The 23,731-nt window shown below is 67.0% G+C and carries 17 protein-coding genes and 1 pseudogene; 15 read left to right on the forward strand and 3 right to left on the reverse strand.

The genetic code is table 11. The annotated features are described in order from the left end of the window. Nucleotides 1-56: 56 nt before the first annotated feature. Nucleotides 57-680 carry a porin gene (locus tag AC3A4T_RS17275; RefSeq protein ID WP_487676577.1) on the reverse strand — a complete coding sequence of 208 codons (624 nt, stop codon included), beginning with the start codon at nt 678-680 and terminating at the stop codon, nt 57-59. A 366-nt stretch (nt 681-1,046) separates the two neighbouring features. On the opposite strand from AC3A4T_RS17275, the gene AC3A4T_RS17280 reads away from it, so the two are divergent. The 12 genes from AC3A4T_RS17280 to AC3A4T_RS17335 all read left to right on the forward strand — a co-directional run bounded on the left by AC3A4T_RS17280 (nt 1,047) and on the right by AC3A4T_RS17335 (nt 16,807). Beyond that, nucleotides 1,047-1,802 (forward strand): 2OG-Fe(II) oxygenase, encoded by a 756-nt coding sequence (locus AC3A4T_RS17280; RefSeq protein ID WP_487676485.1) that lies wholly within the window; start codon nt 1,047-1,049, stop codon nt 1,800-1,802. 254 nt (nt 1,803-2,056) lie between these two features. Beyond that, nucleotides 2,057-2,839: a peptidoglycan-binding domain-containing protein gene (locus AC3A4T_RS17285; RefSeq protein ID WP_487676486.1), complete on the forward strand. Its 783-nt coding sequence runs from the start codon at nt 2,057-2,059 to the stop codon at nt 2,837-2,839. Nucleotides 2,840-3,183: 344 nt separating this feature from the next. Continuing rightward, nucleotides 3,184-5,403, forward strand: coding sequence for a TonB-dependent receptor (locus AC3A4T_RS17290; protein ID WP_487676487.1), 2,220 nt, complete (start codon nt 3,184-3,186; stop codon nt 5,401-5,403). Then, the gene (locus AC3A4T_RS17295) at nt 5,400-6,158 is read left to right on the forward strand and encodes an ABC transporter ATP-binding protein (protein WP_487676488.1); all 759 of its coding nucleotides are present in this window, start codon (nt 5,400-5,402) and stop codon (nt 6,156-6,158) included. The genes AC3A4T_RS17290 and AC3A4T_RS17295 overlap by 4 nt, the downstream gene beginning before the upstream one ends. Next, nucleotides 6,155-7,558 (forward strand): DUF3526 domain-containing protein, encoded by a 1,404-nt coding sequence (locus tag AC3A4T_RS17300; RefSeq protein ID WP_487676489.1) that lies wholly within the window; start codon nt 6,155-6,157, stop codon nt 7,556-7,558. Before AC3A4T_RS17295 ends, AC3A4T_RS17300 begins: the two co-directional genes overlap by 4 nt. After that, complete coding sequence (locus AC3A4T_RS17305; RefSeq protein WP_487676490.1) at nt 7,555-9,090, forward strand: DUF3526 domain-containing protein; 1,536 nt, start codon at nt 7,555-7,557, stop codon at nt 9,088-9,090. The genes AC3A4T_RS17300 and AC3A4T_RS17305 overlap by 4 nt, the downstream gene beginning before the upstream one ends. A gap of 3 nt (nt 9,091-9,093) precedes the next feature. Further along, complete coding sequence (locus AC3A4T_RS17310) at nt 9,094-11,031, forward strand: TonB-dependent receptor domain-containing protein (RefSeq protein WP_487676491.1); 1,938 nt, start codon at nt 9,094-9,096, stop codon at nt 11,029-11,031. A 56-nt stretch (nt 11,032-11,087) separates the two neighbouring features. After that, nucleotides 11,088-12,080, forward strand: a complete 993-nt coding sequence (locus tag AC3A4T_RS17315) for a GHMP family kinase ATP-binding protein (protein WP_487676492.1) — start codon at nt 11,088-11,090, stop codon at nt 12,078-12,080. Beyond that, on the forward strand, nt 12,080-13,141 hold the full coding sequence (locus AC3A4T_RS17320) for a pyridoxal-phosphate dependent enzyme (RefSeq protein ID WP_487676493.1): 1,062 nt from the start codon (nt 12,080-12,082) through the stop codon (nt 13,139-13,141). Before AC3A4T_RS17315 ends, AC3A4T_RS17320 begins: the two co-directional genes overlap by 1 nt. A 22-nt stretch (nt 13,142-13,163) precedes the next feature. Then, entirely contained in the window at nt 13,164-14,432 is a 1,269-nt protein-coding gene (locus AC3A4T_RS17325) for an ATP-grasp domain-containing protein (protein ID WP_487676494.1), read from the forward strand. Nucleotides 14,433-14,701: 269 nt separating this feature from the next. After that, on the forward strand, nt 14,702-15,562 hold the full coding sequence (locus AC3A4T_RS17330; protein ID WP_487676495.1) for a Rossmann-like domain-containing protein: 861 nt from the start codon (nt 14,702-14,704) through the stop codon (nt 15,560-15,562). Nucleotides 15,563-15,586: 24 nt separating this feature from the next. Then, nucleotides 15,587-16,807 carry an MFS transporter gene (locus tag AC3A4T_RS17335; protein ID WP_487676496.1) on the forward strand — a complete coding sequence of 407 codons (1,221 nt, stop codon included), beginning with the start codon at nt 15,587-15,589 and terminating at the stop codon, nt 16,805-16,807. Between the two features lie 121 nt (nt 16,808-16,928). Here the strand turns inward: AC3A4T_RS17335 and AC3A4T_RS17340 are convergent, their stop codons facing one another. After that, nucleotides 16,929-17,837 (reverse strand): LysR family transcriptional regulator, encoded by a 909-nt coding sequence (locus AC3A4T_RS17340; RefSeq protein WP_487676497.1) that lies wholly within the window; start codon nt 17,835-17,837, stop codon nt 16,929-16,931. Between the two features lie 109 nt (nt 17,838-17,946). Between AC3A4T_RS17340 and AC3A4T_RS17345 the strand changes: the two genes are divergently transcribed. Continuing rightward, nucleotides 17,947-19,023, forward strand: a complete 1,077-nt coding sequence (locus AC3A4T_RS17345) for an L-dopachrome tautomerase-related protein (protein WP_487676498.1) — start codon at nt 17,947-17,949, stop codon at nt 19,021-19,023. 96 nt (nt 19,024-19,119) lie between these two features. Here the strand turns inward: AC3A4T_RS17345 and trmL are convergent, their stop codons facing one another. After that, entirely contained in the window at nt 19,120-19,599 is a 480-nt protein-coding gene (trmL, locus tag AC3A4T_RS17350; protein WP_487676499.1) for a tRNA (uridine(34)/cytosine(34)/5-carboxymethylaminomethyluridine(34)-2'-O)-methyltransferase TrmL, read from the reverse strand. Nucleotides 19,600-19,769: 170 nt separating this feature from the next. Between trmL and AC3A4T_RS17355 the strand changes: the two genes are divergently transcribed. Both AC3A4T_RS17355 and AC3A4T_RS17360 read left to right on the forward strand, forming a co-directional pair. After that, nucleotides 19,770-22,634 (forward strand): M16 family metallopeptidase, encoded by a 2,865-nt coding sequence (locus tag AC3A4T_RS17355; protein ID WP_487676500.1) that lies wholly within the window; start codon nt 19,770-19,772, stop codon nt 22,632-22,634. A 585-nt stretch (nt 22,635-23,219) separates the two neighbouring features. Next, nucleotides 23,220-23,543: pseudogene (locus tag AC3A4T_RS17360) on the forward strand (DUF4156 domain-containing protein); the annotation flags it as partial. Nucleotides 23,544-23,731 lie beyond the last annotated feature (188 nt).

Raw genomic sequence — 23,731 nt, forward strand, 5'->3', positions numbered from 1 at the left:
GGGGAGAGAGAGAGAAGAATCGCGATTGGTGCGGAGTGCTGGTCGGTAGCGCTTTCTTAGAAGCTGAAGCGCGGCCCGACGAAGAACTCTTTTTCGCCGCCGTCGAGGAACTTGGCGTCGGCGGTGATGCCCCAGCTCTGGTTGAACTTCACCAAGGTGCCGACGCGGCCGTAGAACTTGCCGTCGTAGCCCTTGTCGTAGTCCTGGTAACCGGCCAGTGCGTAGCCTTCCCAATTCGGGGTCAGGGTGCCGCGAACGCCGGCTTCGACGCTGCCGCCCTTGATCTTGTCGCTGATGCTCAGGCCGTTCACGTCGGCCTTGCTCTGCTGGTAAGCGATGCGGGTCAGCAGGTCGACGCGCTTGGTCAGTTCGTGGTTGTAACCCACGCCCACGTTCCAGTTGTCGACATCGATGCTCGGGGTGCGGAACACGCCGTTGCCGAAGACGATGTTCTTCGCATCGGTTTCCTGCTTGCTGTAACCGCCGAACACATGGAAGTTCGGAGCGAACGCGTAGGAGCCGTTCACGGCCCAGCCGTCGGAGTCGGCGAAGCTCGACTTGGCGTCGGTCTTGGCGTAACCGGCTTCGACGTAGTTGTAGGAAACGCCTTCGGCTGCCGAAGCGGCGAACGGAACGGCGGCGGCGAGGGTGAGGGTGAGGGCAAGCAATGCGCGCTTCATAAAGGTCATAGCCTCTTTATTGGTTTTATTCCGAATCTCGCGCCTCGTGCGAGGCATCCAATGGATTCGGTGTGCGCAGTATCGTCATCGCGCTTCAATCGAAGCTGAATTTTTCCGTGTTTTTTACAGGAACTAAACGTTCTGATTACGGTACTTGGACGTTTTCGTAGCCCATTGGTCATGGATTTTTTCGGGTTTCGAAATCGTTTGCCGAAATTCGGCGCGGCATTCTTGCTCGCGGCTGAATATCCACACAGCACATTCGGCAAGGTCGGCGATGAAACCCGCGCCACTGCGCAAGCAGCGGATATCCGGCGCGCGCGAATGCGTAAATCATCAATGACATTCGTCATGCATGAGAGCCGTATGAACGCCGACCAAATCCAGGCCGACGCAGCATCGCCGCAGCGAAGCGACGCATCGATGCTTCAGGCCGATCGGCGCGACTGGATCGCGTTGGCCGCGTCGCTCGATGCCAGCGGACATGCGCTGTTGCGCGGCGTGTTGAGTCCGGCGCAATGCGAAGCGCTGGCGCGCGGCTACGACGAGGAGACGCTGTATCGCAGTCGGGTGGTAATGGCGCGGCACGGGTTCGGTCGCGGCGAATACCGATACTTCCGTTATCCCTTGCCGTCGCAAGTGCAAGAGCTGCGCGAAGCGTTCTATCCGCACCTGGCGCGCATCGCCCAGGCTTGGAACGAAAAGCTCGGTCAGGACCTGGAGTATCCGCCGACGCTGCAAGGCTTCCTCGATCGCTGCCACGCCGCGGGACAGACCCGGCCGACGCCGCTGCTGTTGCGCTACCGCGCCGACGATTACAACTGCCTGCATCAGGATCTGTACGGCGAGCATGTGTTCCCGCTGCAGCTTGCGATCCTGCTGTCCGAGCCCGGACGCGATTTCGAAGGCGGCGAGTTCGTGTTGACCGAACAACGGCCGCGCATGCAATCGCGGGTCGAGGTCGTGCCGTTGCGCCAGGGCGACGCCGTCGTGTTCGCGGTCAATCAGCGGCCGGTACGCGGCGCGCGCGGCTATTACCGGGTGGCGATGCGGCATGGCGTGAGCCGGCTGCGCGCGGGCGAGCGGTATACCCTCGGGGTGATCTTCCACGACGCGACCTGAGCTGCGCGGGCGCGCGCCGCGTTCGATGCATTGGCCGTCGTGCGCCAAATGATGCAAATCCGAACACTTCCGCGTTGACCGTCCGCGCCGGCCCGTGGCGTTGGCTATGAGGTCGCGGCCCGCGCAAGCGCGGTGCCACCGCGAACACCGCGAACACCGCGACGAGCGCCGATGCGCGACGCGTGCCCGTGTGGCGCGCGCAAGCCGTCGGTTCGTCGTGTTCATGGACGTAACAGCCAACAGGGAGTAAGGCCATGCCTTTGCAGGATCAGACTTATGTGCGTCGCGAGCTGGAGTTCCCCGGCGCATTGACCAACGGCGCCAGCGGCGCGGGAACCCGGCGCATCCAGGAATGGCTGGGCTTTCATGGCAATGGCACGCCGATCGACGGCAAGTTCGGCCCGGCGACCAATCGCGCGATTGAAGCCTTCGCCGCGCGCAAGCAACTGGCTTACGCCGGCAGCTTGAATCAGCCAGTGTGGAACGCGCTGGTCGAACCGATGGCGCGCGTGGTGGCCTTGCCGGCGAGCGCGCCGAACAAGCCCTATCCGCAACTGGTGCGCTGGTTCGCCGAGCAGCATCTGGCCGCGCATCCGGTCGAACTCGGCGGCGCCAATCGCGGCCCGTGGGTGCGTCTGTACATGAAGGGCAGCGAGGGCGACGCCATGCTTTGGTGCGCGGGCTTCGTCAGCACCGTGCTGCAGCAGGCGGCCGACAAGGCCGGGCGCAGCGCGCCGATCGCCGGCAGCTTCGGCTGCGACGAACTCGCGCGCCAGGCCAAGGACGCCGGCCGCTTCGTCGCGGGCAAGTCGGTGGTCAGCGGCAATCCGGGCTTCGCCGCGCTCGGCGCATGCGGCATCTTTCTGGTGCGCAAGACCGCGAGCGACTGGGTCCACACCGGCTTCGCCTTCGACGGCGATGGCGAAAGCTTCTTGAGTATCGAAGGCAACACCGACCACAAGGGTTCGGCCAACGGTTTCGAGGTGGCCAAGCGCACCCGTCGCTGCGCCTCGAACGATTTCATCCGGCTCGGCTGAGCCGTCCGACGCGGCGGCAGGCGTCATCGTTCCTCGCTGCGTTCGCCAGCCGTTCGCTCGCCGCGCTCGCCCGTTCGGCCGCGCGCGGCTTGGCCTGTGGCTGCCGCCGATCTCCCTCCTGATTGCCTGTGCTCGCGAGAGCGTGGGCGCCTCGGCGTGTGCCGCCATCCGATTCGCCAGACGAAATCTAGGCGATGCGTATTGACGTGCCCTGCACCGCGACTTACATTGCGGTCGAATTGAAATAATATAACGTTTCAATTCACACTTTCTTCGGGGCGCGGATCACAGTGAGCAAATGCAGTCAGGGCGACCGCCCAGGGGCGGTCTACATAGCGCGGGCGATGCTCGCGTGCGCGGTCGTGGCGGCCTTGCCGGCCTATGCGCGGGACCTCGCGACACCGGGTCATCCGGCCGATGCAGTAGCCGATAGCGCGGCCACCGAATCGGCCGGCGGCGCCTCGCCCAAGCTGCTGGACCGGATCACGGTCGAAGGCGTCGCCACCCCGGCGGCCTCGCTGGACAGCCCCAACAGCACCGGTTCGCGGCTGGGCCTGAGCGCGCGCGAAACCCCGGCCATGGTCGAGGTCCTGACCCAGGACCAGATCCAGGCGCGCGGCCTGCGCGGCAGCGTGGAAGCGCTCAACGCCGCGCCCGGGGTGCTGGCCGGGCAACTGCCGTCGTCGCCGGGCATGACCTCGATGCGCGGCTTCAGCGGCGGCGCGATCGCGCTGCTGATCGACGGTGTGCGCCAGACCGCGGCACCGCTGATCACCCGCGACTTCGACAGCTGGAGCTTCGAACGCATCGAAGTGCTCAAGGGTCCGGCCTCGGTGCTGTACGGCGAAGGCGCGCTGGCCGGCGCGATTAATCTGGTGCCCAAGCGGCCGAACTTCGACGGCCAGGCGTTTTCCGCGCTGGCCGGCTGGGGCAGTTTCGGCAGCCAGCGTTACGCGCTCGACGCGAACCTGCCGGTCGGCGATGACCTGGCCCTGCGCGCGATCGTCAGCCATCGCAGCGGCGACGGCTATGTCGACGGCACCGCCAGCGATTCGACCTCGGCCACCCTGGCCGCGCGCTGGCGGCCGAGCGACACGCTCGATATCGACATCGCCCTGGATCACTTCGAGGACGATTACGACACCGCGTACTGGGGCACACCGCTGATCCCGGCGGCGATCGCGCGCGATCCCAGCGGCCTGGTTCGCACCGGCAACGGCTTGGTGCTGGACAAGGCCATTCGTGATCGCAACTACAACGTCGGCAACGGCGTACAGGATTCGCGCAGCGACTGGTTGCGCACGCGGGTTGCCTGGCAGCTCGGCGACGGCCTGCGTTTCACTAACGAGTTCAGCTATTACGACGCGCACCGGCGCTGGTTGAATTCGGAGACGTATACCTACAACCGTCGCAGCGGCTTGCTCGATCGCGGCATCACCCGGATCGAGCACGATCATCAGTTCTGGAATGAGCGGGCGACGCTGTTTCTGGATGGGATGATCGGGGGACGGCGCAACCGGGCTTCGGGTGGCGTCGAATTCACCGACGGCGACTTCGCGGTGATGCGCCGCTTCGGCACCACCACCGCGGTCGATCCGTTCGCGCCGGTGCGCGGCCGGGTTTCGTTCGACGACAACGCGATCAATTTCCCGGGCGCCGGCAATAGGGTCGACTTCGATTCGAACACGCGGGTGGCGTCGTTGTTCCTCGAAGACGCGCTCAACCTGACCCCGCGCTGGCTGCTGCTGGCCGGACTGCGTTACGACCGGATCGAACTCGAACGCAGCATCCGCGATTTCAACACCGGCAGCGTGAGCCGTTTCGAACGTCGCTACGAGCCGTTGTCGTGGCGACTGGGCACGGTGTTCGATCTGACCTCCAAGACCCAGCTGTTCGCTCAGTACAGCGAAGCGGTCGCGCCGGTCGGCAGCCTGCCGCTGCTGTCGCTGGCGAATTCGAAGTTCGAGCTGACCCACGGCCGCGCGGTCGATGTCGGGATCAAGAGTTCGTTCTGGCAGGACCGCGTCGAGCTGAGCGCGGGCGGCTACTGGATCGAACAGGACGATATCGTCACCCGCGATCCGGCCAACGCCAATGTGTCGATCCAGGGCGGCCGGCAATCCTCGCGCGGCATCGAACTGTCGGCCTCGGCCGCGCTGACCCGCGCGCTGCATGTGGACGCGAGCGTGGCGTTGCTGGATGCGCGCTTCGATGAGCTGCGCGAAGCGGGCGGCGTGGATCGCGCCGGCAATGTTCCGCCGAACGTGCCCGAACGCGTCGCCAACCTGTTCGCGAGTTACCGCTTCGAACGCGTGCCGATCACCCTCGGCGGCGGCGCGCGCCATGTCGGCGCGTTCTACACCAACAACGCCAACAGCATCCGCGTCGCCGCGCACACGGTGTGGGACGCGTCGGTCGCGTACCGCTTGCCGTTCGGCGAGGTCGCGCTGTTCGGACGCAATTTGACCGACGCGTTCTACGCCGACTGGTCGGGCGGCGCGGCCGACCAGATCGTGATCGGCGCGCCGCGCAGCGTCGAGCTGACTTTCAAGGTGAACCTATGAGCCTGTTGCAAGCGCCGCCCAGTCCGCGGCAACCCCCGACCTTGCAGATCCACGCGGTACGCAAGGACTTCGGTGAACGGCATGCGTTGGACGCCTTGTCGATGACGATCGCGCCGGGCGAGGTGTATGCCTTGCTCGGCCCGAACGGCGCCGGCAAGACCACCACGCTCAATTTGATTCTCGGTTTCCTGACGCCCGAGTCGGGGCATATCGAAGTCGCCGACGTGCGCGTGGACCGCGATCCGCTGGGCGCGCGGGCCAAGATCGCATACTTGCCGGAAACGGTGATGCTGCACCCGACCTTGAGCGCGATCGAGAACCTGAGCTACTTCGCCCTGCTCGGCGGACGCCGGCTCGACGAGGCGCAGGCGCGCGCCCTGCTCAGCGAAGCGGGCTTGCAGGACGAAGCACATGCGCGGCGCGCCGCCGGTTTCTCCAAGGGCATGCGGCAGAAAGTCGGGCTGGCGATCGCGCTGGCCAAGAACGCGCAGTTGCTTTTGTTGGACGAACCGACCTCGGGTCTGGATGCGAGCGCGGCCAACGATCTGTCGCAGGGCGTGCGCGCGGCGTCGCGGCGCGGCATCGCGGTGCTGATGGCGACCCACGATCTGTATCGGGTCAAGGACGTCGCGCACCGGCTCGGCATTCTGCGCGCCGGACGATTGCTGACCGAGCGCCACACCGCCGAGTTGTCGGCCGCGCAGATCGAGGCGTTGTATCTGGAATTGCTCGCGGTGGACGGGCAGGCCGCATGAGCGCTTCGCTGACCCGCTACGAGTGGACCTTGCTGCGCCGCGACCGGCGCGCATGGTGGGCGCTGCTGTGCCTGGGCGCGCTGGTGCTGATCGCGTTCGCGGTCGATCTGTCGACGATCGCCGCCGCCAACGCCGCCAAGGCCGAGGTCGCCCATGCCGAACGCGCGCGCTGGCTCGGTCAGGGCGAAAAAGACCCGCATTCGGCCGCGCACTACAGCATCTTCGCGTTCAAGCCCACGCCGGTGCTGGCCGCGCTCGATCTGGGCGTGGAGCCCTTCGTCGGCCAGACCGTGTGGCTGGAAGCGCATGTGCAGAACGACATGCTGTATCGGCCGCAAGGCGATGCCTCGGCCTTGCAGCGCGCCGGTCTGACCAGCCCGGCCGGGTTGCTGATCGGCTTCGCGCCGCTGGTCGCGTTCCTGCTCGCGTTCACCGCGGTGGCGATGGACCGCGAACGCGGCACCTTGCGGTTGGCGCTCGGCGCGGCATTGCGGCCGCGCGCGATCGTGGCGAGCAAGGCGCTGGCGATCTGGCTCGCATTGGTGGCGACCTTGGTCGCGCCGGTGACGCTGGCGGCGACGATCGCGTCGGCGGCGCTGGATGCGTTCGACGGCGATATCGCGCTGCGGCTGTTGTTGTGGGCCGGCGCGATGTCGCTGTATCTCGCGGTGCTGACCGCGGTCGGGGTGACGGTGTCGATGCTGACCGGCAGCGTGCGCGGTGCACTCGCGTTGCTGTTCGGGCTGTGGATCGTGTTCGGCTTGGCCTTGCCGCGCTGGGCCAACAGCGCGGTCGAACGCGCGCAGCCGTTGCCGTCGTCGCAGGCGGTCAAGCAGCAGTTGATCGATCAGGCGCCGTCGTTCTGGACCGCCGAGGATGCGAAGAAACATCAGGCCGCCTTGCTGGCCAAGTACGGCGCGCGCAGCAAGCAGGACTTGAGCGTGGATCTGCGCGGCGCCGAGCTGGACCTGAGCGAACGCCATTCGCACGAAGTGTTCGATCGCGTGCTCGGCGGTTTCTACGACCGGGTCGAAGCGCAGGACCGCGCCTACGCCGCGATGGGCTGGTTGTCGCCGATGGCGGCGATGCAGAGCCTGTCGCCGCTGCTGGCCGGCAGCGATTTCGTCCATCACCGCGGTTTCATCGACGGCGCCGAGCGCTACCGCCGCGCCCTGGTCAATCGCATGAACCAGGACGTGATGGCGCATCCGCTCAACGGCGAACAGGCGCGTCACACCGCCGGCGAATCGCTGTGGGCGCAGATTCCCGAATTCCGTCATCAACCGCCACGCCTGGGCGCGGCGTGGGGTAACGCCGCCGCGGCGTTGTTCGCATTGCTGGGCTGGAGCTTGCTCGCGCTGGCCGGCTTGCTGTGGACGGCGCGGAGGATGAAGCCATGAGCGCGATCGCACACGAGGCCGGGCGCGTGCGCGCGGCCGATACCGCGCCGGTGACGGTGGGTTTCGCCACGCTGCTCGCCTGGGAGCTGCGCCATATCGGCCGCCAGCGCCTGCTGTGGATGGTGGTGGCCTTGCTCGGTCTGGCGATGCTGTGGGGCGCGTACAGCGGCGCGAGCCTGCATCGCGCGCAGACCGCGGCGATCGCGCGCAGCTACGCCGCCGATGCGGCCTGGAGCGCGCAGATCCGCGAACGCGCGCGCCGTTACGCCGAGCCGGCCGAGAGCCCGGTGCCGTACTGGCAGGACCCGACCGACGTGGCCGGTTTCAGCCGTTACTTCCTGCGCGCGCAGAGCGACAAGCCGCACCTGCCGCTGTCGCCGCTCGCGGTCGGGGTCAGCGACCTGATGCCCAGCCGCTTGCCGGTCAAGCTGGAAACGCCGTTCGGCGCCGAACCCGCGTACGACTTCGAAAACCCGCGCGGGCTCGGGTTGGGCCGGTTCGATCTGGGCTTCGTGCTGATTTATCTGTTGCCGGTGGCGACGATCCTGTTGATCGGTCTGTTGTCCACGTTCGAGCGCGACCACGGCATGTTGCGGCTGATCGCCGCGCAGCGGGTTGGGCCGCGGGCGTGGCTCGGCGCCCGCGTCGCCGCGATCTTCGCCTGGCTGGCGCCGGCGACGCTGCTGTTGTTCGTGGTGAGTCTGTTGTTCGCCGGGGTCGACGCGACCGCGGCGATGCCGGAACTGTTCGCGTCGGCGGCACTGGTGGTGGCCTACCTGTCGTTCTGGGCCGCGCTGGGATTCGTCGTGGTGTCGGCGTGGCCCAGCGCCGCCGGCGCGATCAGCCTGATGGGCGCGTTGTGGGCGGCGCTGGTGATCGGCCTGCCGTTGCTCGGCAGCGCCTGGGCCGATCGCCTGGGCGATGCGCCCACGCCGGTGGCCTATGTCGATGCGCAGCGCCGCGCCAACGATGCGATCGGCGACGAGCGCGACGCGATCGTGACCGCGATGTTCCGCGCGCGCGCCGATCTGGCCGGGGCGACCGATCGCGTCGCGAAGATCGATTACGCGACGCGCATGACCTTCCTGGCGCTCGAGTTGGAGCGACGGCTGGCGCCGTTGCGCGAACGTCAACTGGCGGCGCGGGCCGCGCGCGAACGCGTGTCGGACTGGGCTGGTTATGTGTCGCCCTCGCTCGGTCTGGAACAGGCGCTGTCGGTGCTCGCCGGTACCGATAGCGATCGCCATCGGCGTTTCGAGGCGCAGACGCGCGCCTACCAACTGCGCTTGCGCGATTGGTTCTATCCGCGCATCCAGCGCGAGATCGCCACGCCGACGCCGCGTCCGCCCAACAGCTACGGGCGGATGAACTTCGCCGAGTTTGAGGCGATCCCGGTTTACCTCGGCGCCGAGCTGCCGGCCTCGGCGCGGGTCGCCGCGACCTTGCCGTTCGCGGCCTGGCTGTTGCTATTGGCCGCGCTGCTGACCGGCGTGGCGTTGCGGCGTTTGCGGCGCTGGCCGACGGAGCTTTAAGCGATGAAACAACGTCATGGATGGATCTGGAGTCTGAGCGGCGCGCTGGCCCTGGCCGGCAGCGCGCACGCGCAACGCGCCGGCGACAATGCGGTGACCGCGGCCGAGGACGCGTTCGGCGCGACCCTCGGCAACGAAACCATCGGCCTGTACAGCAGCAAGCAGGTGCGCGGGTTCTCGCCGGTGGATGCCGGCAACGTGCGCATGGACGGGGTTTACTTCGATCGCCAGGGCACGGTGCCGCCGGCCCTGGTCGAAGGCTCGACCATCCGGGTCGGCCTGTCGGCATTGAACTATCCGTTCCCGGCGCCGACCGGCATCGTCGACTATCGGCTGAAGAAGGCCGGCGACGAACGCGTGATCAGCGTGCTCGCCGCGCTCAATGCTTACGGCGCGCCGGCGCTGGAACTGGATGCGAAGTTGCCGATCGTCGATCAACGCTTCGGTCTGGCCGGCAATATCTCGTTCGCGCGCGAGGAGTATTACGACGGCGCCGACGCGCGCTATCTGCGCGCCGGTCTGGTGCCGCGCTGGCGGCCGACCGAGAACATCGAGATCCTGCCGTTCTGGAGCATCTCGCGCGGCCGCGACGAAGAGGTCGCGCCGACCATCATCACCTCGGGCAATCATCTGCCGCCGAAGATCGCGCGGCGTCGGCATTTCGGCCAGACCTGGTCGGACAACGAGTACGACAGCCGCAACTACGGCGTGCTCGGCAAGGCGCGCTTCGGCAACAATTGGGCGCTGGCCGGCGGCGTGTTCCGTTCGATCAACAACCAGCCCAGCGGTTTCGCCGAACTGTTCGTCGACACCACGGCCGACGGCATGACCCGCGAGAAAGTCATCGCCGATCCGCGCCAGCGCTACGCCTCGACCAGCGGCGAGTTGCGTCTGAGCCGCAGCTTCAGCGAAGGCCCGCGACTGCATGTGCTGCATCTGGCGCTGCGCGGGCGCAGTCTCGACAGCGACTACGGCGGTTCGGCCGATGCGATCGATTACGGCTGGCGCCGGCTCGGCGAACCGCGGCCGATGCCGGAACCCGATAGTTTCGAATTCGGCCCGCGTACCCGCGACCACGTCGAACAATGGACCGGTGGATTGGCTTACGAAGGCCGTTGGCGCGATGTCGGCGAGTTGAGCCTGGGGGTGCAGCGCAGCCGCTATCGCAAGAGCGTCGATCAGCCCGGTCTGCCGCGCACCTCGTCGCGCGACGATCCGTGGTTGCCGAATGCGACCGCGTCGGTCTACGTCAATAAATCGCTGGCGTTGTACGCCGGGCACACCCGTGGTCTGGAAGAAAGCGGGATCGCGCCGGACGATGCGGCCAACCGCAATCAGGCCTTGGCCGCGATCCGCACCCGCCAGACCGACGCCGGCCTGCGCTGGGCCTTCGCCGACAGCATGAAACTGGTGGCCGGCGCGTTCGACGTGCGCAAGCCGTACTTCACCACCGACGAGAACAACGTCTATGGCGCGATCGGCGAGGTGCGCCATCGCGGGCTCGAGCTGAGCCTGAGCGGACGGCCGGTCGACAGCCTGAGTCTGGTCGCCGGCGCGGTGCTGATGCGTCCGCGCGTGAGCGGCGAAGCGGTGCGGCTGGGGCGCGTCGGCGATCGTCCGATCGGCCAGACCGAACGGGTGCTGCGCAGCGATCTGGAATACCGCCCGCCGACATTGCCGGGCTGGTCGTTCGATCTGGCGATGAGCCACTACGGCGAACGCGTCGCCTCGCGCGACGGGTTCAACCGGGTGCCGGCCTACACCCTGGTCGATGTCGGCGCGCGCTATCGCTTCAAGCTAGGTTCGGCGCCGGCGACCTTGCGCCTGCTGGTCGCCAACGCGGGCGACACCTACACCTGGACCATCTACGGCAACAACAGTTTCGGCCTGACCGACGGGCGGCGCTACGTGGCGCAGCTGGCGGTGGATTTCGACGGCTGACCGATCCAAGACGGACAAATCCAAGACGGATCGATCCACAACGGGGAGACGTGGCGATGCTGCGGCAGCAACACATCGGTGGCTTTCAACGCGGCATGCCGGCGACGCCGGAGGGGACATGCGCGGGTTCGGCAAGCGGCGAGGCGGCTTACGCCGAATCGGCGGCCGCGGCGTCGCGGTATGCATCGCCCGCGATTTGCAGCGGTGTGTGCCACGGCACCCTGGGCGAATTGCTGCAGGGGCCATACGAACACGACGGCGAACTGCATATCGGCCTGATCTCGCTGCCGGTGCGCAAATACAGCTGGGTGCATTTCACTCCGGGCGAGGCGGGCGACATCGAGGTCGAGCTGGCCGGCAAGGAAAAGTGCCGGCGCGCGATCGAGTTGTATCTGCGGCATTACGGCAAGCGACTGCCGATCGGCCGTTGGAGTCATGACTCCGAATTACTGCTCGGCAAGGGCATGGCCAGTTCCACCGCCGACTTGGTCGCGACGATCCGCTGCCTGGACCGGATCTTCGGCCTGCATTCGCCGGCGCCGGTGATCGCCGCATTGCTGCGCGAGATCGAGCGTTCCGACAGCGTGTTTCTCGATACCCATGCGCTGTACCTCAGCGGCCGCCAGGAAGTCGTGCGCGCGTTCGATGCGCCGGTGCGGCTGCACGCGTGCTACATCGACGAGGGCGGCATGGTCGAGACCGAGAAGGTCGCCCATCCCTTGCTCGCTCACTACCAGCGCAACCTGCCGGCGTATCGGCACAACCTCGATCGCGCGATCGACGCGTTCGCGCGCCACGACCTGCGCCGCATCTGCGAGTGCTCCACGCGCAGCGCGGAACTGGCGCAGGGCGTGATCGCCAAGCGCCATCTCGCGGTGTTGCTCGAACGCCAACGCGATTTCGCCGCCGACGGCATCGTCGTCGCCCACACCGGCAGCCTGCTCGGCTATCTGTTCATCGCCCGCCCCGATCCGGCGCGCATGGGCGAGCTGTCGTCGTTCTTCCGCGGCCTGGGTCACCAGTGCCGCTTCGCCGAGACGGGGTTCTGATGAGCGTGCATGCGCATATCGCCGATGCGATCAAGGTGCCCGATCTGGTGCGGCTCGGACCGAACCTGTACGTGGCCCGGTTCGAAACCATGAAGGTGTATTCCACCCTGGTCGCGGTCGAACGCCTGCTCGCGCAAGGCCGCATCCAGCCCGGCGCGACCTTGATGGACAGTTCCAGCGGCATCTATGCCTACGCGCTGGCGCTGGCCTGTCACAAGTTCGGCCTCAAGTGCCACATCGTCGGCTCCAAGACCGTCGACAAGACCTTGATGCTGCAACTGCGCATCCTCGGCGCGACCATCGAGCAGGTCGAGCCGCAGGCGACCTTGAAGATGGACCAGAGCCTGCGGGTCGCGCGCATCCGCCAACTGCTCGACGCTGATCCGTCGGTGCACTGGATGCAGCAGTACCACGACGATATCCACTATGACGGTTATGAACCCGTGGCCGAACTGCTGCTCGACTCGATCGGCGGCGCGGCGTTGAGCGTGATCGGCGGGGTGGGTTCGGGTTGTTCGACCGGTGGGCTGGCGCGCGCGTTGCGCGCGCACGATCCCGCGGTCGAACTGATCGGCGTGCAGCCGTTCGGCAGCATGACCTTCGGCTGCCAGCACATCGAAGACCCCGGCATCATCATCGCTGGCATCGGCAGTTCGATTCCGTTCCGCAACGTGCGCCATGGGCTGTACGACGAAATCCACTGGGTGTCGTTCGACTACGGACTTTCGGGCTCGATCGCGTTGCTGCGCGAGCACGCGGTGTTCGCCGGCCTGTCGACCGGCTGCTGCTATCTGGTCGCGCAACGCGAGGCCGCGCTGCGGCCCGAACGCAACATCGTTTTTCTCGCCGCCGATACCGGCCATCGTTATGTCGACGGGGTGTTCGCTCAGCACGAGCAGGCGCTGGCGCTGGCCGATCTGCAACCCACGCGCATCGATTCGCTCGATCGGCTGGTGCTGCCGTGGTCGGCGATGGCGTGGCGGCGCGCCGATTTCGACGATCAGGCGCCCGCGCCGCAAGTCCTTCCCGTTCCGGCGCCGGCGTTTGCCGCCGCCACCTGATTTTTCCTGGAGCATTCTCGCCATGGCGCATTTGTTGATGATCGAAAGCTGGGTCGGCGGCACCGGCCGGATCTTTCCGCCCGCGATCGGCCGGCTCGGCCATCGCTACACCTTCGTGACCCGCAATCGCGGTCACTATCTCGATGCGCGTTCGCGCGAGATCCATCCGGTGATCGAACACGCCGATCACGTGCTGACCACCGAAACCAACAACGTGCCGGCGCTGATCGAATTCCTGCGCGCGCAGCATGCGATCCTGAAGTTCGACGGCGTGGTGACGATCTGCGACTACTACATCGACACCGTGGCCCAGGTCGCGCAGGCGCTCGGCCTGCCGCAGGCGTTCTCGGCCAATGTGGTGATGGAGCGGCGCAAGGACCGGGTGCGCGAGGCGATCGAACGCGCGGGTCTGCCGAATCCGAAGTTCGCGGTGACTCAGTCGTGGGAGCAGACCCAGCGCGAAGCGCAGCGGATCGGCTATCCCTTGATCGTCAAGCCGACCGATCTGGCCTCGAGCGCGTTCGTGCGCTTGATCCACGACGAAGGCGAGTTGCGTCAATCCTTCGATGCATTGGAACAGTTCCCGCGAAATTTCCGCGATCAGGCGCGGGTGCCGCTGCTGTTGCTGGAGGAGTACATGCTCGGCGAAGAGGTCAGCGTGGAAGCCTGCACTTATCGTGGCCGCACCACGGTCATCGGCATCACCGACAAGAGCGTGACCGGATTTCCTTATTTCATCGAGGACGGGCATATGTTCCCGGCCAAGCTCGATCCGGCCCAGGCGGCGGCGATCGAAGCGCTGGTGTGCGGCGTGCTGGAAGCGGTCGGGCACGACCACGGCATCAGCCATACCGAAGTGAAACTCACCGCGGGCGGGCCGCGCATCGTCGAGATCAATCCGCGCCCGGGCGGCAACTACATCGCCGAACTGATCCAGCGGGTGACCGGCATCGACCTGCTCGATGCGCAGATCGAACTGGCGCTGGGGCGCGAGCCGGATCTGGTGCGCAAGCCTACCGGCGTGGCGAGCGCCGCGATCAAGTTCCTGGTGCCGCCGCGCGGGGGTCATGTCGCCACGGTCGACGGAGTGGCTTCGTTGGACGCCGATCCGGCGGTGCAGCGATGGAGCCTGTCGCCGATCGCGGGCAGCGAGGTCGCCGCGCCGATCGATAACGCTTGCTATCTCGGGCATGTGGTCGCGGTCGATGCCGATGGCTTGGAAGCGCGCGCGTACGCCGAGCGGGCGTTGGGGCGGGTGGTGTTGCATTACGCGGAAGCTGCCGCGGCGTGATGCGTTTCCAGTGATCGCCAAGCCCCCCGCACACCGCTTTTCCCCCCTTTGCAAAAGGGGGCAGGGGGGATTCGCTTTTGCTCCTGCTCTAAAAGCCACAGCAACAGCCACAGCAACAGCAAATCCCCCCTGCCCCCCTTTTGCAAAGGGGGGAAAGCAACAGCAACAGCATCAGCAATTACAGAAGCGAAAACATAGCCGCCGTATCCGTGGCTCTCCAGCGCTCTTTTTCGCTCGTCACACACCGTCCGCCCACTCCGAGACCCATCATGCTCACCGCCATCAAACCCCTCTCCCACACCTGCGTCGCAGACCTCACCGCCGCCGTCCTGCGTGGTGACTACGGCGACGACCCGGCGCAGCTGCATGCGGTGGGCGCGTTCTGGGTCCGCCAGAGCACCCAGTTCCCCGGCACCGATACCAAGTACCGCAACTACTACCTGGTGCTGCGGGTGGAATCGGGTTTCGGCGGTTGTTGCGTCGAACGCGATCAGCTCGATTCGGTGATCGCAGAAGAACTGTCCGGCCGCAGCGTCGCCGAGCTGCTGCGCGATGAGCGCACGCCGGTGCGGATCGCCGCGCTCGATGCCTATCTGTCGCTGGTGCGGCCGCACCGCGAGGCCGCGCAGGCGCAGGTGTTCATGCTGCCGCACGGCACGCCGCTGCAACGCGCGAAGGCGCGCGATCAGGCGATCGCCAGCCTGCTGCGGATCGAGCCTGGCATGCGGGTGGGCTTGATCGGCGTGGTCAATCCGCTGGTCGATGCGATCCGCGCGCATGGCGGGATCTGTTTGCCTTGCGACTTCAATATGGAGCGGACGGCCGACGGTACTGAAGTAGTTAAAGACATGGCGCTTGTTTTGGCGCAGGCGGACCTAGTCATCGCCACCGGCATGACCCTGAGCAACGGTTCGTTCGACGAGATCCTCGCGACCACGCGTTTGCGCACTATCCCGCTGATCGTCTACGCCCAGACCGGCAGCGCGATCGTGCCGCGTTTCCTCGGCGACGGCGTGGCCGCGGTGTCGGCCGAACCGTTTCCGTTCTCGCAGTTCAGCGCCGATCCCACCCCGATCCATCTGTACCGCGCCGAAGGCTTCGTCGCCGGCGATGCGCGCGTGGCGGCCTGAGGGCGCGAAGTGGAGGCGACGTCGGTGACGATCGATGAGGGCGCGACGCTGAGCGAAGCCGCGCGGCGTCGCGGGCTGCATGGCTTGCTGGTTTACACCTTTCTCATGGTGACCGGCTTCGCCATGCTGATGCCGCTGGTCGCGGTGCATTTCGTCAACGACCTGGGCATGGCGGCCGCGGCGGTGGGGCTGGCGCTGGCGGTGCGGCAACTGACCCAGCAAGGGCTGGCCCTGGTCGGCGGCGTGTTGTCGGATCGCTACGGCGCGCGGCGGATGATCTGCCTGGGCGTGCTGCTGCGCGCCGCGGGTTTCGCCAGCCTCGCCTTCGCCGATGCGCTGCCGATGCTGCTGTGCGCGATGGTGCTGTCGGCCCTGGGCGGGGCCATGTTCGAAGCGCCGTATCAGGCCTCGATCGCCGCGCTGACCGACGAAAACACCCGGCCGCGCTATTACGCGATCAGCAACTGGATCAGCGGCGTGGCGACCACATTGGGCCCGCTGCTGGGCGTGGCCCTGTTGCATTACGACTTCCGCGTGGTGTGTCTGGCGGCGGCGGCCTGCTTCGCGTTGAACTTCCTGGTCGCGCTGCGCTTGCCGCAGGTGCGCATGCCCGAACAGCCGCCGCCGTTGCGGCATGGATTGGATCTGGTGCGCGGCAACCGCGCCTTCATCGTGCTGGTCGGCTTGATGATGCTGTACTGGTTCGTCGCGGTGCAGATCAACATCAGCTTTCCGTTGCTGGCGCAGCGCCTGACCGGCACGGTCGACAGCGTCGGGGTGATGTTCGCGCTCAGTGCCGGGCTGACCGTGGCGTTGCAATACGGGCTGGTGCGCTGGCTGGAACGACGCTGGAGCAGCGCGCAGGTGCTGGTGGCCGGGGTGGTGGTGATGTCGCTCGCAGCCGGCGCGATCGGCCTGGTGCGCGACTTCGCCGGTCTGCTGGTGTGCGTGGGTGCGTTCTCGATCGGCGCGTTGATGACCCGGCCGACCCAGCAGACCTTGATCGCCGGCCTCGCCGATCCGCGCGCGCTGGGCACCTTCCTCGGCGTGAGTTCGCTCAGCCTCGCGGTCGGCGGCGGCATCGGCAATGTCGCCGGCGGCTGGATGGTCGATCTGGCGGCGATGAAGCACTGGCCGTGGTTACCGTGGATGGTGTTCTGCGCGGTCGGTCTGTTCAGCGCCGCCGGCCTGCATCGGGCGACACGTATACGGGCGGACGCCGGGGTGACCGCCGCCGCCGGCTGATTCGCTTCCCCTCGCCTCAGTTGCCCTCTCCTGAACTCCGGTAGGGAGAGGGCTTTTTTTTGCGCCGATCAATCATGGATTCAGCGATATAAAGTCCAGCGCCGCGCGCGCCGGGCGGCGTTCAAACCGGTATAGCAGGCGTGGCATCGCAACATTGCGTGAGGAACTCGCGCAACGCCTGCACCAGCGGGCTCAGCAGTCGCCGATCCGGGCAGATCAGGTTCAACGGCGCGCTTTCGCCGCGCCAGTCGCGGCACAGCACCTGCAAGCGTCCGTCGAGCACCTCGCGCGATACGTCGAGCCAGGATTTATAGACGATGCCGTGCCCCGCCAGCGCCCATTGCTTGACCGCGTGGCCGTCGTCGGCGACGCGGTCGCCTTGCACGCGGACGGTGCAGTCCCCGTCGCCGCGCTGCAGGCGCCAGCGTTCGTGGATTTCGCCGCGGATCATCTGACGCAGGCAATTGTGTTCGGCGAGTTGCTCTGGATGCTCCGGCGCACCGCGGCGCGCGAGGTAGTCCGGCGAGGCGCACAGCACGCGGCGGTTGTCGGGGCTCAACGGCAGCGCGATCAGGCTCGAATCGGGCGGCGGCCCGTAACGCAGCGCCACGTCGACCGGCTGTCGATAGACGTCGGCCAGATGATCGGAAAGGCTCGCGCGCAACTGCACATGCGGATGCTCGGCGATGAAGCGGTCCAGCCACGGCAGGACCAGGCTGCGGCCCAGGTCCGACGGCATCGACAATTGCAGATTGCCGCGCAGCGTCGCCTGATCGCCGCGCAGCGCCTGCTCGGCGTCCTCGATCGCGCGCAGCGCTTCACGCGCGTGCGACAGGAAGCGTTCGCCCTCCAGGGTCAGCCGCAGACTGCGGGTGGAGCGCACGAACAATTGCGTGTGCAGTTCCGCTTCCAGCCGCTTGAGCGTGGCGCTGGCCGCGGCCGGGCTGATGTCGAGCGCGCGCGCCGCCGCCGACAGGCTGCCGGCGTCGGCGGCGCGCACGAACACGGCGAGGTCGGCGAAGGCTTTCATTTTCAACATCCGGACGAAACAGAACCGGCTTATGCCGGGTTTTTCCCGGGCGGGCAAGCGCTCAGCCTATGGCTCGCGCCGTTTCCCTCATCGCTCAGGAAGTGTTCTCATGAAAGCTCCGATCGTTTCCCTGTTGGCCGCCGCCTTGGCGTGGTCGAGTGCCGCTGCCGCCGTCAAAGCCGCCGAAGCCTCGGCCGACGCGAATCTCGGACCGCAGTTGGAAGTAGTCGCCGCGTCCGACGTGCGTCCGGGCAATGTCGCCGTCTCGGCCAAGGGTCGCGTGTTCGCCACCTTCCACGCGCTCGGTGATCCGAAGGTCCAGCTCGGCGAGGTCAAGGACGGGCGCATCGTCCCGTATCCGAATCTGGCCTTGCAAAAGAACGGCGCCGCGCCCTCGGACGCGACCTTCGACAGCATGCTGGGGCTCAGCGTCGACCGGCGCGATCGCCTGTGGGTGATCGACATGGGCCTGCAACTCGGCAAGACCCGGCTGTGGGCGTTCGACCTGCGCAAGAACGCGGTGATCGAGAAGATCGAGTTGCCGTCCGAGGTCGCGCCGAAAGGAAGTTTCGTGCAGGACTTCGTCATCGACGAGCGCCGCGGCTGGGCGTATCTGGCCGACATCGCCGATCCGGGCATCATCGCCTTGAACCTCAAAACCGGAGCAGCGCGCCGGTTCGGCGGTCACGCCTCGCTGCAGGCCGAGAACATCGACATGGTCATCGACGGCCGGGTGATTCACTTCAATGGCAAGCCGGCGCGGGTGGCGATCGATCCGATCACCTTGTCGGCGGACCGCGACACCCTGTACTTCGGCGCAATGAACGCAACCGCCTGGTACCGGTTGCCGACGCGGCTGCTGCGCGAAGGCGCCGACGACGCCACCATCGCCGCGGCGATCCAGCCGGCCGGCAACAAGCCGATCAGCGACGGCGCGTTGACCGACGCGGCCGGCCGGCATTACTTCACCGATCTGCAGGCGCATGCGATCGTCCGCCAGGAGCGCGACGGCCGCCTGCAGCCGCTGATTCGCGATCCGCGCCTGCAATGGCCGGACAACATCAGCTTCGGACCGGACGGCTGGATCTACGTATCGGCCAATCAGCTCGACACCACGCCGAGTTTCACCGGCGGCGCCGATCAGGGGAAGCCGCCTTACTACCTGTATCGGTTCCGTAATCGCTGAGCGGTCGGGGACGTCTGACGGAAAACGAATCCCTCGACTCCACGCAAGGGTCGGGGGATTCGTCGTTCGCCGCGACGAAACTACGTCGGCCGATCGTTACTCCCCGCCCACGAACCCCGACTGCCGCCACGCCTCGAACACCACCACCGCGACCGAGTTCGACAGGTTCAAGCTGCGATTCTCCGGCCGCATCGGCAAACGCAGGCGCTGTTGTTCCGGCACCGCCTCGAGCACGTCCTGCGGCAGGCCGCGGGTCTCCGGGCCGAACAGGAAGGCGTCGCCGGCGCGGTACTGCGGGCTGTCGTGACGGGTGCGGCCGCGGGTGCTCAGGGCGAACAATCGCGGCATGGCGGACTGCGCTTCGGTGATCGCCGCCAGCGCGGCGTCGAGGCTGTCGTGCACGCGCAGGCTGGCGTACTCGTGGTAGTCCAGCCCGGCCCGGCGCAGTTGCTTGTCTTCCAGGGTGAAGCCCAGCGGCGCGATCAGGTGCAGGCGCGCGCCGGTGTTCGCGCACAGGCGGATCACGTTGCCGGTGTTGGGCGGGATTTCGGGCTGGTAGAGGATGACGTCGAACATGCGCGCATTATGCCGCCCGGTTCGGCGTCAACGTAAAAGGCACATCCTCCGGCGAACGCAAAAGCGCGGCTCCACCCCCTGTGACCGGCGACCTATGCCGGCGGCACCCCGCCCGCCTAGGATGGGGGCCTTGGTCCGCCCGCGGACGTTTGCTTTTCCAAGGAGTTTCCATGCCCTCGTCCCGCTCGCTGTCCCTTCGTCCGCGCACCGGCGCGCTCGCCCTGGCGCTGGGCCTCGCCCTGGCCGGAGGCGTCGCCGCGCCCGCGCTGGCCGCGTCCAAGGCCGAGGTCTCGATTCCCTATCAGGAGTTCACCCTGCCCAACGGCCTGCGGGTGATCGTCCACACCGACCGCAAGGCGCCGATCGTCGCGGTCAATGTCTGGTATCACGTCGGCAGCAAGAACGAGCAGCCCGGGCGCACCGGCTTCGCCCATCTGTTCGAGCATCTGATGTTCCAGGGTTCGGAAAACTACAAGGGCGAGTTCTTCACCCCGTTCGAACTGGTCGGCGTGACCGACCAGAACGGCACCACCAACGTCGACCGCACCAATTATTTCCAGAACGTGCCGACGACCGCGCTCGACATGGCGCTGTGGATGGAATCCGACCGCATGGGACATCTGCTCGGCGCGATTGACCAGAAGACCCTCGACGAACAGCGCGGCGTGGTCCAGAACGAAAAGCGCCAGGGCGAAAACCAGCCTTACGGCCGCCGCATCAGCGCCAAGCTGTACGAAGCGCTGTACCCGGCCGATCATCCCTACAGCTGGCAGACCATCGGCTCGATGGCCGACCTCGACGCCGCGTCGCTGGACGACGTGAAGACCTGGTTCCGCAGCTGGTACGGCCCGAACAACGCGGTGCTGGTGCTGGCCGGCGACATCGACCTGGCCACCGCCAAGCAAAAGGCGCTGCGTTACTTCGGCGACATCCCGGCCAGCGCGACCCTGGCCGACATGGCCACGCGCATTCCCAAGCGCGAGCGCGACACCGAGGAAGTCATTCCCGACCGGGTACCGCAGGCGCGCATCTACCGCGCCTGGCCGGTCGCCCAGTTCGGCGCCGCCGACGGCATCGACCTGCAACTGTTCGCGCAGGTGCTCGGCGGCAGCGCGGCTTCGCGCCTGGACGCGCGGCTGGTGCACAAGGACCGCCTCGCCGACGGCGCCAGCGTGTCGATCAACGACGCCGAGATCAGCGGCACCCTGGTGATCATGGCCACGGTTAAGCAGGGCGTGGACCCGGCCAAGGTGCGCGCGGCGATCGACGAGGAGGTCAAGCGCTTGATCGCGGACGGTCCGACTGCCGAAGAACTCGAACAGGCCAAGACCTCGACCCGCGCCGAATTCGTCCGCGGCATCGAACGCATCGGCGGCTTCGGCGGCAAGTCCGACGTGCTCGCCCGTTGCGCGGTGCTGCTCGGCAAGCCCGATTGCTATCGCGACGAACTCAAGGATCTGGATAAGGCCAGCGTCGCCAGCGTGCAGGCGGCCGGGCGCACGTGGCTCGGGGTGGGTTCGCACACGCTGCTGGTGCAGCCCGGCGACAAGCCGGCCTCGTCGATCCCGGAAACCGTGCGCGCCGCGCCGGCGACCAAGCCGGCGGCGATCCCGGACGCCGACCCGCGCTTCAAGACCGTTGCCTCCGACCTCGACCGCAGCACCGGCGTGCCCGTCACCGCGAGCTTCCCCGAACTGCATTTCCCCACGCCGCAGACCGCGCGCCTGAGCAACGGCATGCAGGTGGTGCTGGTCGAACGCCACGAAACCCCGGTGGTGCAGTTGTCGATGGAATTCCCCGGCGGTTTCAGCGCCGACCAGGGCCGCAAGCTCGGCACCGCCAGCTTCGCCATGGCCATGCTCGACGAAGGCGCCGGCGAGTACGGCGCGCTGCAATTGTCCGGACGCAAGGAGGCGCTGGGCGCCCAACTGGGCAGCGACGCCAGCCTCGACACCGCCAGCGTGTCCTTGTCGGCGTTGACCGACAAGCTCGAGCCCTCGCTCGACCTGCTCGCCGACGTGGTCCTGCGTCCGCGCTTCGACGCCGCCGAGATCGAGCGCGTGCGCGCGCAGTGGCTGGCCGGGATCAAGCAGGAAAAAGCGCGTCCGCAGACCGCCGCGCTGCGGGTGCTGCCGCCGCTGCTGTACGGGGCCGATCACCCGTATGCGATTCCGTTCACCGGCACCGGTACCGAGGCCTCGATCGCTTCGCTGACGCGCGAGGATCTGGTCGCGTTCCACAACGACTGGCTGCAGCCCGACCGGGTGCGGGTGATCGTGGCCGGCGACACCACGCTCAAGCAGATCGTGCCGCTGCTCGAACGCCGTTTCGGCGACTGGAAGGCCAAGGCCGGCGCCCCGGCCTTGCCGGACCTGGCCGAGGTCGCGCGGCCGAAGGCGCCGCGGGTGTTCCTGGTCGACCAGCCCGGCGCGATCCAGTCCAACCTCTATGTCGGCGAACTGATCGCGCCGACCGGCGATGCGGGCACGATCGATTTCGATTTCGCCAACGGCGTGCTGGGCGGCGAATTCAGCTCGCGCCTCAACATGAATCTGCGCGAGGACAAGCACTGGGCCTATGGTTCCTACAGCGGCGCGGGCAACGCCAAGGGCCAGCGTCCGTGGATCGCCCAGGCCGCGGTGCAGTCGGACAAGACGGTCGAATCGCTGGGAGAACTCAAGCGCGAGATCGGCGCCTTCGCCAGCGGCGCCACCCCGGTGACCGCGACCGAAGTCGCCAAGGTCCGCGCCGCCAACACCCTGAGCCTGCCCGGCGCTTACGAAACCAATAGCGCGGTGATGCTGCAGGTCAGTTCCGACCAGCGTTACGGCCGCCCGGCCGATTACATCCTGCAGTACAAGGCGCGCAACGACGCCATGACCCCGGCGCTGACCCAGGCCGCGGCCAAGGCGCTGGACCCGGACGCGTTGACCTGGGTGGTGGTCGGCGACCTGTCCAAAATCGAGCAGCCGATCCGCGACTTGAAGATCGGTCAGGTGCAGGTGATCGACAACGATGGCAAGCCGGTGCGGTGAGGGTGGTTGTGCGATCGCGGGGTGGGTTGGTCGCGGTCGCTGTGTCGCGGTGGCCATGAAGTGAAGTGAGTTGAGTTGCATGCAGCGGGCCGCATCGTCGATGCGGCCCGTTGTGCTTTATCGGTTTGCGGCATGCACCGACAACTCCAGAACTCTCCAGGCCGTCATTCCCGCGAAGGCGGGTTCTGCCGTACTTGGGCGAAGCCGAACATCCAGAGGCTTCAGCGTCATCTCTCCTATCCGTCATTCCCGCGAAGGCGGGAATCCAGTGACTTCAGGCGTTCTCGCACGAAAGGCCCTGGATATTCGGCTTCGCCGAAGTAAGGCGGAGCCCGCCTTCGCGGGAATGACGGTAGGTAAGTACGTTGGACGTGTAAGTACGTTGCTTCGGATAGCTTGCGTAACCGGCAGCGATAGAACGCTACGCTCTTCCCGATTCCCGATTCCCGATTCCCGATTCCCGATTCCCGATTCCCGATTCCCGATTCCCGATTCCCAACGCCAACGCCAACTCCCAAACATTCCTACCCCACTCAGCCGATTCCAGCCACAATGCGCCCGGTCCAATCCCTACCCGAGGTCCTCATGCGCGCACCGGCACTGCTGTCCCTGTCAGCCATCGTTCTGGCGTTGAGCGCGTCGGCCTGCACCTGGGTCAACATGGCGCCGGGCGCGCAGGCGGTGCGGGTGTTGTCCGCGGGCGCGGCGCCGGGCTGCGAGAAGCGCGGCGAAGTCGTGGTGTCGGTCAAGCACAACGTCGCCTTCTACGAGCGCAACGCGCTGCGCGTGCGCGAGGAACTGGAAACCCTGGCCCGCAACGAGGCCCCCGGCCTGCAGGCCGATACCATCCAGCCGCTGGCCGATCCGTCGCAGGGTTCGCAGCGTTTCGCCGCCTACCGCTGCGGCCCCGGCGCGGCCCCGGCTGCGCAAAAACCGGCTTCCGGCGGCGCCCAGACCTACCCGGTGGGTGGCTGAGCGGGCTTCCAAACGGCCGCGTACGGGTTTTTTACGTGCCGGTAACGTCGGTAATTGATTGTTTGGCAAGGGTTTTAGGCCGCCAATGCCGGCCGGTACCCCGGTCGCGGTGTGACCGGAGC

The sequence above is a fragment of the Lysobacter sp. Soil_N_51 genome (assembly GCF_057655755.1).

Excerpts from the sequence above, each read along its gene's own strand:
- trmL (WP_487676499.1), bottom strand. The coding sequence starts at position 19,599 with ATGTTCGACGTCATCCTCTACCAGCCCGAAATCCCGCCCAACACCGGC.
- AC3A4T_RS17340 (WP_487676497.1), bottom strand. The coding sequence starts at position 17,837 with ATGAAAGCCTTCGCCGACCTCGCCGTGTTCGTGCGCGCCGCCGACGCC.
- AC3A4T_RS17295 (WP_487676488.1), top strand. The coding sequence starts at position 5,400 with ATGAGCCTGTTGCAAGCGCCGCCCAGTCCGCGGCAACCCCCGACCTTG.
- AC3A4T_RS17310 (WP_487676491.1), top strand. The coding sequence starts at position 9,094 with ATGAAACAACGTCATGGATGGATCTGGAGTCTGAGCGGCGCGCTGGCC.
- AC3A4T_RS17315 (WP_487676492.1), top strand. The coding sequence starts at position 11,088 with ATGCTGCGGCAGCAACACATCGGTGGCTTTCAACGCGGCATGCCGGCG.
- AC3A4T_RS17275 (WP_487676577.1), bottom strand. The coding sequence starts at position 680 with ATGAAGCGCGCATTGCTTGCCCTCACCCTCACCCTCGCCGCCGCCGTT.
- AC3A4T_RS17300 (WP_487676489.1), top strand. The coding sequence starts at position 6,155 with ATGAGCGCTTCGCTGACCCGCTACGAGTGGACCTTGCTGCGCCGCGAC.
- AC3A4T_RS17330 (WP_487676495.1), top strand. The coding sequence starts at position 14,702 with ATGCTCACCGCCATCAAACCCCTCTCCCACACCTGCGTCGCAGACCTC.
- AC3A4T_RS17355 (WP_487676500.1), top strand. The coding sequence starts at position 19,770 with ATGCCCTCGTCCCGCTCGCTGTCCCTTCGTCCGCGCACCGGCGCGCTC.
- AC3A4T_RS17285 (WP_487676486.1), top strand. The coding sequence starts at position 2,057 with ATGCCTTTGCAGGATCAGACTTATGTGCGTCGCGAGCTGGAGTTCCCC.
- AC3A4T_RS17345 (WP_487676498.1), top strand. The coding sequence starts at position 17,947 with ATGAAAGCTCCGATCGTTTCCCTGTTGGCCGCCGCCTTGGCGTGGTCG.
- AC3A4T_RS17305 (WP_487676490.1), top strand. The coding sequence starts at position 7,555 with ATGAGCGCGATCGCACACGAGGCCGGGCGCGTGCGCGCGGCCGATACC.
- AC3A4T_RS17320 (WP_487676493.1), top strand. The coding sequence starts at position 12,080 with ATGAGCGTGCATGCGCATATCGCCGATGCGATCAAGGTGCCCGATCTG.
- AC3A4T_RS17290 (WP_487676487.1), top strand. The coding sequence starts at position 3,184 with ATGCTCGCGTGCGCGGTCGTGGCGGCCTTGCCGGCCTATGCGCGGGAC.
- AC3A4T_RS17325 (WP_487676494.1), top strand. The coding sequence starts at position 13,164 with ATGGCGCATTTGTTGATGATCGAAAGCTGGGTCGGCGGCACCGGCCGG.
- AC3A4T_RS17280 (WP_487676485.1), top strand. The coding sequence starts at position 1,047 with ATGAACGCCGACCAAATCCAGGCCGACGCAGCATCGCCGCAGCGAAGC.